10 protein-coding genes and 1 pseudogene are annotated in these 7063 nt (G+C 41.0%); all 11 read right to left on the bottom strand.

Annotated features, from left to right (window positions below):
- The coding region (locus tag KV40_RS32465) for a protelomerase family protein (RefSeq protein ID WP_081942919.1) at positions 1-1464 on the bottom strand (1464 nt) is incomplete at its 3' end.
- A 132-nt stretch (positions 1465-1596) separates the two neighbouring features.
- Complete coding sequence (locus KV40_RS23130) at positions 1597-2046, bottom strand: hypothetical protein (protein ID WP_052055868.1); 450 nt, start codon at positions 2044-2046, stop codon at positions 1597-1599.
- A 33-nt stretch (positions 2047-2079) separates the two neighbouring features.
- On the bottom strand, positions 2080-2403 hold the full coding sequence (locus tag KV40_RS23125) for a DUF4351 domain-containing protein (protein ID WP_052055867.1): 324 nt from the start codon (positions 2401-2403) through the stop codon (positions 2080-2082).
- Positions 2404-3252 (bottom strand): IS630 family transposase, encoded by an 849-nt coding sequence (locus tag KV40_RS23120; RefSeq protein ID WP_072013741.1) that lies wholly within the window; start codon positions 3250-3252, stop codon positions 2404-2406.
- Positions 3237-3515: a helix-turn-helix domain-containing protein gene (locus tag KV40_RS32460; RefSeq protein ID WP_036476788.1), complete on the bottom strand. Its 279-nt coding sequence runs from the start codon at positions 3513-3515 to the stop codon at positions 3237-3239. Before KV40_RS32460 ends, KV40_RS23120 begins: the two co-directional genes overlap by 16 nt.
- A gap of 81 nt (positions 3516-3596) precedes the next feature.
- A pseudogene (locus KV40_RS35150) lies at positions 3597-4234 on the bottom strand (Rpn family recombination-promoting nuclease/putative transposase); the annotation flags it as partial.
- 99 nt (positions 4235-4333) lie between these two features.
- Positions 4334-4663: a hypothetical protein gene (locus KV40_RS23110; RefSeq protein WP_052055865.1), complete on the bottom strand. Its 330-nt coding sequence runs from the start codon at positions 4661-4663 to the stop codon at positions 4334-4336.
- A 44-nt stretch (positions 4664-4707) separates the two neighbouring features.
- The gene (locus KV40_RS35140; protein ID WP_156114126.1) at positions 4708-5070 is read right to left on the bottom strand and encodes an SAP domain-containing protein; all 363 of its coding nucleotides are present in this window, start codon (positions 5068-5070) and stop codon (positions 4708-4710) included.
- A 132-nt stretch (positions 5071-5202) separates the two neighbouring features.
- Positions 5203-5868 carry a KTSC domain-containing protein gene (locus KV40_RS23105; RefSeq protein ID WP_081942918.1) on the bottom strand — a complete coding sequence of 222 codons (666 nt, stop codon included), beginning with the start codon at positions 5866-5868 and terminating at the stop codon, positions 5203-5205.
- 64 nt (positions 5869-5932) lie between these two features.
- Positions 5933-6217: a hypothetical protein gene (locus tag KV40_RS23100; RefSeq protein WP_036486452.1), complete on the bottom strand. Its 285-nt coding sequence runs from the start codon at positions 6215-6217 to the stop codon at positions 5933-5935.
- Positions 6218-6249: 32 nt separating this feature from the next.
- Positions 6250-6609 (bottom strand): hypothetical protein, encoded by a 360-nt coding sequence (locus KV40_RS23095; RefSeq protein ID WP_036486450.1) that lies wholly within the window; start codon positions 6607-6609, stop codon positions 6250-6252.
- Positions 6610-7063 lie beyond the last annotated feature (454 nt).

Raw genomic sequence — 7063 nt, 5'->3', positions numbered from 1 at the left:
AGCCTCTGAGAGCAATCTGACCGAAGCACAGAGATTATTAATGCTCTCACGCTCGAAATTATGGGTAGGTTCTACTAAGTTATTTGGTTCTGAAGACGATTGAATTATAGACTTGTCTTCCAGTCGAGCCTGTAACTCTTCAATTCGAGCAAACAGCAGATTGGGGTTTAGTTCTTCTAGTTCTAAACTCTCAGCTAAAGCTAAACTCACTTCCGTCCAGTGAAATAAAGCTTCTATGGTGTCGGTTGGGGTCAATCCCAAACGCCCTGCGATCGATTCTAAACGTGGGAACAAAAATGAGGGAATAGTTAATGCTGAGAGTTGCTGTTTCATAATCGGTAAAGATAATTGCTTACCAGTTCGAGCCTGTGATTTAGGTTTGGGAGGTAACTGCCGAGATGAATCCGATTGAGCTATAACTTTGTCTTTAACCTCTGAAGAAGCAAATTTAGTAGTGGGAGCAGGGGTGCGAGCGGCATATCTTTCAATAACTCGGACATCGGGTAAGCCTAATTTTAAACCCAGTCTGCCATCTATGTTACCCTCACCATCGGCAATTTTGTAGTCAAAATAGTTGCGACTAGCAGCAAAATTATGTCTTAGGGTCGGGTCTTTCTCGTCGAGAATTTGATAGTGACCCTGTATGGCAGCACGATATTCGATTTCGGGGACGCTCGGCGGACAATACCAGTGTGCGGCTATAGTCGCGTACACGGCTCGAAACAGATGGGTGTAAAGGTTGTCTTTGCCCTCGCGAGAGGGTACTAACTCACTAAAGAAGCGATCGCATTGTTTGGCTACGGGTTCGCTATAGCGATTGTTAATCTGACGTGGGGATAAGTCTTGAATTTCTGCTCCTAATTTATCTCTCAGTGAAGCGATCGCTTCGATAATCTTATTGGCTGGTGCGAGGGTAGGAATTTCAAAGACACACTTAACCGACTCCCCTCTTCTTTTGAGAGAGCCAGAAAAGATAACGCTATATTTGGTCTTTAACTCAAACTCTGCCGTTTGAATGACCTCGGTATGTCTTCTTCCCGTCAGCACTGCCAATCCTGCGGCGATTTCTGCCCAACGATAACTATTAAGAAGAGTTGATGCTCGTTTGACTATTGCTTCGGGGTCGCTAATAAACTTGGTCTTTCTTTCGGCAAGGCGATCGCTACTAGCATTATTAATTTCTGTCCAAGTTTCGGTGTCGAACTTAACTACATTTAAAGCAAGATGATTGGGATTAATTACTTTGATAGCGTTGCGGACATCGGTAAGATAGTTTTTCTGCTGCTGAGGTTCGACTAAGCCACGATGTTCCATGTGTTCGACAATCTCATCAAACCAGATTTGATAATCGCTCAATTCCGAAAAGAGTTCTGGTAGTTTTTCTGCCAACAAATTTTTGAGCCATTGGGTTTTGGCTTTAGCAATGGCTGTTTCTAATTCTTGGCTGTTGAGCTTGTAATTCAAGTTGTCTTCTTTAAAACTTATAGTTGAAGCGAGTTATTTTCTAATTCTACTGTCAGAATAATTCTACTATCAGCAAAAGTCAAGCCGATTGAGTCTGGTTGGCTACGCAAGGCGATCGCGCTTCGCTAATAATTATCTTGCAGTCCGATTAAGTTGATAATGACGAGTTTGGTATTGGAGAAGATGAGGTGTAAGCTGAGAAATATCTTCATCAAGACCCCAAGCTAAAGCTAAAGGCTCGACATCATAGTTGCTGCCATTGTTTGTTTGACAATTGATAATTCTACCATCGAAAGAAAGAATCTGAGCTTTAAGAGAGTTGACTAAGTTTAGTAACTCAAGCTTACGTTGATGAGAAAGGCAATTGTAACGCATTAAGCGATTGCCCGAAGGGCAGCGGCAGAGCCGATCGAGTAGATAACCAGCCCTACCAAGCTGTAGCGGATTAAACTGTTCTAAATGAGGAGTAAAGTTTTCATACCAAATTCCTAAAGCAATCGCTTCTAGTTCCTGTAATTGAAGAGAATCAAAAGAATGTGAAATAATGTGCTGAAATAAAGCAGAAAAATGTGGTTGGTTCATTTTTAAAATGAGCTACACAGCAAGAACTATTGCTTATTGCTCGTTTAGCCACTGGTTTAAGTCGTCTAAGGACTGAAAATCAAGCAATTCTTCTGCTAGTAGTTCTAGTTGTGATGGTTCTAGAGACTGAATTGCAGAAACATCTTCTTCTGGCAAATTACCTAATTTTCGATTGAGTTGACGCATTACAGTATTGACCTGTCCTTCGATTCGTCCTTTGAGTTGCCAACTAGTAGTAATTTGCATAATTTGTTCCCTCTGTTCTAATTCTATTGTATTTAATTGCTCTTGGAAAATTTGTTCTTCTGCGGAATTGAGATTGAGATAGGTATCGATAAAGCCAGAGATAAACCGCATCTACTTTGAAAACCGTAGTTTTTCTTCTTCTGGATCGAGGTGTTTTTTAACCCACAAGCGATCGCTTAAAAACAGTGGAGTAGTATTAATTAGATGCTGAAAATCAGCAACAGCAGAAATTAACTCTTGTTGTTGGTCATAACAAACATGATAAGTTATGTCTTCTCTGAGCCATTGCCAAAGATGTTCGACAGGCATAAAATCTGGGCTATAGCCAGGTAATTGTAGAAGATGGATGTCCATTGCTGATGCTGCCTCGGTGACCACTTTAGCACGATGATATGGTGCGCCATCCCAAACCACAGTTATTTGTTGCTGGGGAAATTCGACTCGCAACTTTTTGAGAACATCAATGGTATTAATTTTCTCTGCTTTCTCATAAGGAAAAATTCTGGTTTGCGCCTGATTATAGAGGTAAACACCATAAAAAGAGACTTTCTTTCTTCCAGGAGAACTAGAGCTGACCCAAAACCTTTCTCCCCGAATTGACCAACCGTAACCTTCATCGGTATCTAAATGTATATGGGCTTCATCAATATAGATAATTAATCGCTTTTGATGAAGTGCATCCTCTAATAATTCAGTAATTTGTTCGACAAATTCAGCTCTTTTGGCGGTATTGCCTTTATTAAGCAACTTCTTCGCTTTCTTCCAGGAAAAACCCATCTGCTTAAGAGTTTTTCTGACTGTCTCTCGACAACAATTTATCTTCCACTTCTGTTTCAGCCAGTGGACGAATCTTTTTAACGTCCAACGTGGAAACCCTTGAGATTTCCTCCCTCTTTCTTGTGGTGCTAATGCTGACCTTAAAAGAGCTTTCTGGATTTGATTCCCTAAATCTTTTCGCACCGTTTCGGAAAAAAAGGGTTTCTTCCTCCCGTTCTTTGATACTCGACGGCTTTGAGACCTTCTTGATTATAACGATGCACCCATTCCATTACTGTTTGGGGATTTCTTCGGGTTTGTTCCCCTACCTTTGTAGCACTTTTCCCTTCACTAATTTCATACAATGCCATCAGTCTCTCTCTTGTTCGAGGATGTTTGGCAGCCAATGCCTCTGTTCTTAATAACTCTTTGCTTTGATTCCAACGAGCGTAATCTACTTTTAACATCAAATCGATCTTATTTTTCTTCTCTTAATCAGCCTATTTGATTTTGAGCCAAAACTCCAGTTTTCAAACTGGACGGGGTTTAAGCTGCATTTTAGCAGGATTGAGTTGAAGTGTAACCAGCAAGCGAAGACATTCAGCTTTGACGATGGGGCGATCTCGTTTGGAAATTTTCATCTTAGCCATGAGTGCAGCAGCAACAGGATTTTGATTTTGAAGGAAATCGCGCCAATTGAGTTGATTTAGCTGAACGATTTGATACTGGAAATTGAGAACTTGGCGGTCTGGAAAATCAATAGTGTAATTTGTAGCTTCGGCTTCAAGAGGGTACTGATAAGAAAAAAGAGCGATCGGATAAATGGGGCAGCGATACTTAATAAAAAGATTGCAGAAGTAAGCGAACATCCGTTCGGAAAAGTCATTTTGTTCGTATGACTGGTTTTCGATATGAACTAAAAAAGTGGAATTTTTTCCTCTAAATTTAGCCAGAGCAACGATATCGAGGATTTTCTTCTCGCCTTTAGTAATGTCGGTAAACAGTTCCGTCTTGGTGCGCGTTCCCTTGCGTCTTACGCCGACGCGGGGTCGCACCGCTTGTCCTCGAAAGAAATTGAGTCGATGTCGAGATAGTCTAGAACTTGGGGAAAGAATAGCTCTAAAAACTCAACAAAGAAAGTAGTTAAAAGCTCTTTGAATAACTGGTCGTGGCTAATCTGTGTCATAAGAGAAAAATAGCATAATATGATTCGATTTCCTGTAATGAGCGATCGCCTGTGGCAGATAATGCGATCGGCTTTGCCGCTGGCTTCGCCAATCGCTACTTAGGATCGAGGAAGAGGAATACCAAAATGAAGGGCAGCATCTTCCCAGGAGTTAGGGTACATAGCCTTGAGGTGTTGAAGGGTAAAGCCAACAGCATCTTTAGCGGTAAAAACAGGCAACCTGCTGAGGTTATCTTCTATGGGTTGTTTGGGTAGTTGATAAAGGAAAACACTTCTAGGAGAGCGAATTAGCTCGATATTCTGTTTGACATGATTGAGAGCAGCTTGAACTTGAGAAGGATGATGTTGCTCAATTGCCTTTAAGATACGAGCATCAAGAGGAATGTTTAAGCGGTCGAATTGTTGTTTGAGCTTGGAAGAAATATTCATGATAGTAGGGTTTGATAGTAGAGTTGACAGCAAGAAGCGAAAAATTAAGTCAAGGCTTTGATAAGCTCATGTTTACGGGCGTTAGAAACGGATTTTCCACCAGTAGAATTATGAACCCGATGATGAAGGTTGTGAGAGCGAATGTAGTCACGAAGCTCACGAATGGTCATTAATTCAAAAGACGGTGATTCTACTTCGGCTAGCTCGGTAATTGGCTCGGTAGCAGGATTAAGAAGAGCTTTGGTCTGTTGGTAAAATTCATCAGAGACGGACGAATACTGTTCGAGACAATCTAGGAAAGATAAGGTTAGCTCGGATAGTAGGAGGAGACAAAAAGCGAGTGCAGAGACAACAACAAAGCCATTGATGAAGTAATCGAGAGCGGTAATGGTAGCGGATAAAGTCATAATAGAAAGCCTGAAAAGTAGATGTAGTGAAGGAGAAAGAAAACTAAGAAGTGAATTGTTTCTTGTCTCTACTATCAGAATAACTCTACTAAAAGAAAAAGTCAACAATATTTTTGATAGTAGGAAAGCAAATTAAAGTAGTTGATAAGTATAGTGGTCTTTAATAAATTGGTTAAAGAAAGTCCCGCCAGGTTCTCTTGAATTGAATTCAAGAGCTTGCCTGGCGGTGCATTCCGCACCTAAAGAGCTAGCATGACGAAACTCATCAAAGACATCAGAGGAGATATTATCGTATTGATAAACAGCACCGCGATTAAAGCGAATTAGAAGCACCGAACGGGAGCGATCGTAAGAAATAGCAGCGATCGCTGAAGAATCAACACCAATCCAGCGAGGTTCGTTAGGTTCGATGCCTTGTTGTGCAAGCTGTTCTAAAACATGGGAATTGTCAGATATATTTGCGATCGCTTGCCAATTTTGTTTGGATAGAGAAACCGAATGTTGGATTTGTTTATTTTGAAGAAATTCAAGTATAGTCCTAGAAGTAGGGGAACTACGGGCTAACTGTTGCCATTGCTGAAAAGTAAGAGAAAGAGCAATTTCGGTTTCGGCAAGAGAGGGATCGATCTCAAAGTGGGTGCAAATATCGACAGGAAGAGAATTAAGAGTAGAGCGATCGAGATCTTTAAGACGCTTCCACATATTAGGATAAGCAGGATTAACGGCACAAAGGATATCACCATGATGATTGGGGTGGCGGTCGAGGTATCGGCATTGAGAGCAATTAGATAGAGGCATAATAGCTAGTGAAATGAGGATAGAGGACGAGTAGAAACGAGGCTAGAATCGTTTGAGAAGTGGTTTAACGAGGAGGAAAGGGAACAGCCTCGGACATGAGGCGATCGTAAGTAGAATAAGGCATTTTAAAGCAGCTTTCGACTTGAGAGAGAGTAGAGCTATCTAAATGGGATTCAGGGCAGCTAATAAAGCTTTCTATGAGAGATTTGAGGCGTTCTTTGATGAGGAGTGCGATCGCGTCTTCATCAGGTTCGCAGTCGGGGAAGTTGCTTTCAAGTTCGTAAACAAGGTTTTCCGTAGCTTGTTTAAGATCGTTGGAACTGATGTTAATTTCAATGTGTAGAGACATAATTCTGTTGAGAGTTAGGAGGGTGACAACTATTATTGGTATTTGGCTTTTAAACATCTAATAAGTGAAATACCTGCCTCTAAAGTGGCTATGGAATCTTGGGTTTTCTTTGCCTTCTGATGTTTAGCTTCTGCGCTTTGAATAGCAAAATCTTGTTGTTTTTTTTCAGCACTGATAACCTGAATCAAGATAGGTTGGTCAAGTAAAGAATAACCAATGCTAAACCAGCCAGAAAGCCAATCTGACCAATCGGAAGCGGAAGGAACAGAAGTAAAGGCAGCAGTGAGATTTTGAACGTCACCATCGCGATTGATAACGCTGAAAGAATATTCAAAAACTTTTCTGGTAGGAGAAGATATGGAAGAAGAATTTGCTATAGTAAGAGGGTTCATATTTGTGGTTGCTAAGTAGGATGGATGGCAAGGCGATAGAAGCTTTGGAGGGTTTGCGCTCGCTCTCGATCTTGTGGTCTTGTGGCTTGTTACTATCATAATATCGCTACTGTCAGTAAAAGTCAACTACGAATAGATAAGTATTTATGATAGATAGAGTAAAAGATTGAGAGTCTGATACAAATAACTGATAGTCAACCCTAAGTACAGCCGTTTGAACTTATCGATCCCCAGAAACTGCAACTAAAACTGCATGGATGCAAAATCTGAAAGCTATATGTAGCAAGGGTTTGAGATATGTGCAATAATACGAAGCCTGTAAGCTATATATAATCAGGGTTACGGGTGTAAGGGCTAAAGGCTATGTATGGCAAAGGTTCTAAGTAGGGCAATACCCCAACCCCAAACTATAAGTAACGCTGATAGGCAGGGTGGACGCTGAGGGTTGGGGTAT

Origin of the sequence: Myxosarcina sp. GI1 (assembly GCF_000756305.1) — a bacterium.
Classification (GTDB): Bacteria; Cyanobacteriota; Cyanobacteriia; order Cyanobacteriales; family Xenococcaceae; genus Myxosarcina.
The sequence above is the reverse complement of the archived record's forward strand: the minus strand, read 5'-3'. Positions and strand labels throughout refer to the sequence as shown.

What these genes read in the sequence shown, in the direction of transcription:
- KV40_RS23095 (WP_036486450.1), bottom strand. Translation starts at nt 6,609, where the DNA reads ATGAACCCTCTTACTATAGCAAATTCTTCTTCCATATCTTCTCCTACC.
- KV40_RS23110 (WP_052055865.1), bottom strand. Translation starts at nt 4,663, where the DNA reads ATGAATATTTCTTCCAAGCTCAAACAACAATTCGACCGCTTAAACATT.
- KV40_RS23130 (WP_052055868.1), bottom strand. Translation starts at nt 2,046, where the DNA reads ATGAACCAACCACATTTTTCTGCTTTATTTCAGCACATTATTTCACAT.
- KV40_RS23100 (WP_036486452.1), bottom strand. Translation starts at nt 6,217, where the DNA reads ATGTCTCTACACATTGAAATTAACATCAGTTCCAACGATCTTAAACAA.
- KV40_RS35140 (WP_156114126.1), bottom strand. Translation starts at nt 5,070, where the DNA reads ATGACTTTATCCGCTACCATTACCGCTCTCGATTACTTCATCAATGGC.
- KV40_RS23125 (WP_052055867.1), bottom strand. Translation starts at nt 2,403, where the DNA reads ATGCGGTTTATCTCTGGCTTTATCGATACCTATCTCAATCTCAATTCC.
- KV40_RS32460 (WP_036476788.1), bottom strand. Translation starts at nt 3,515, where the DNA reads ATGTTAAAAGTAGATTACGCTCGTTGGAATCAAAGCAAAGAGTTATTA.
- KV40_RS23105 (WP_081942918.1), bottom strand. Translation starts at nt 5,868, where the DNA reads ATGCCTCTATCTAATTGCTCTCAATGCCGATACCTCGACCGCCACCCC.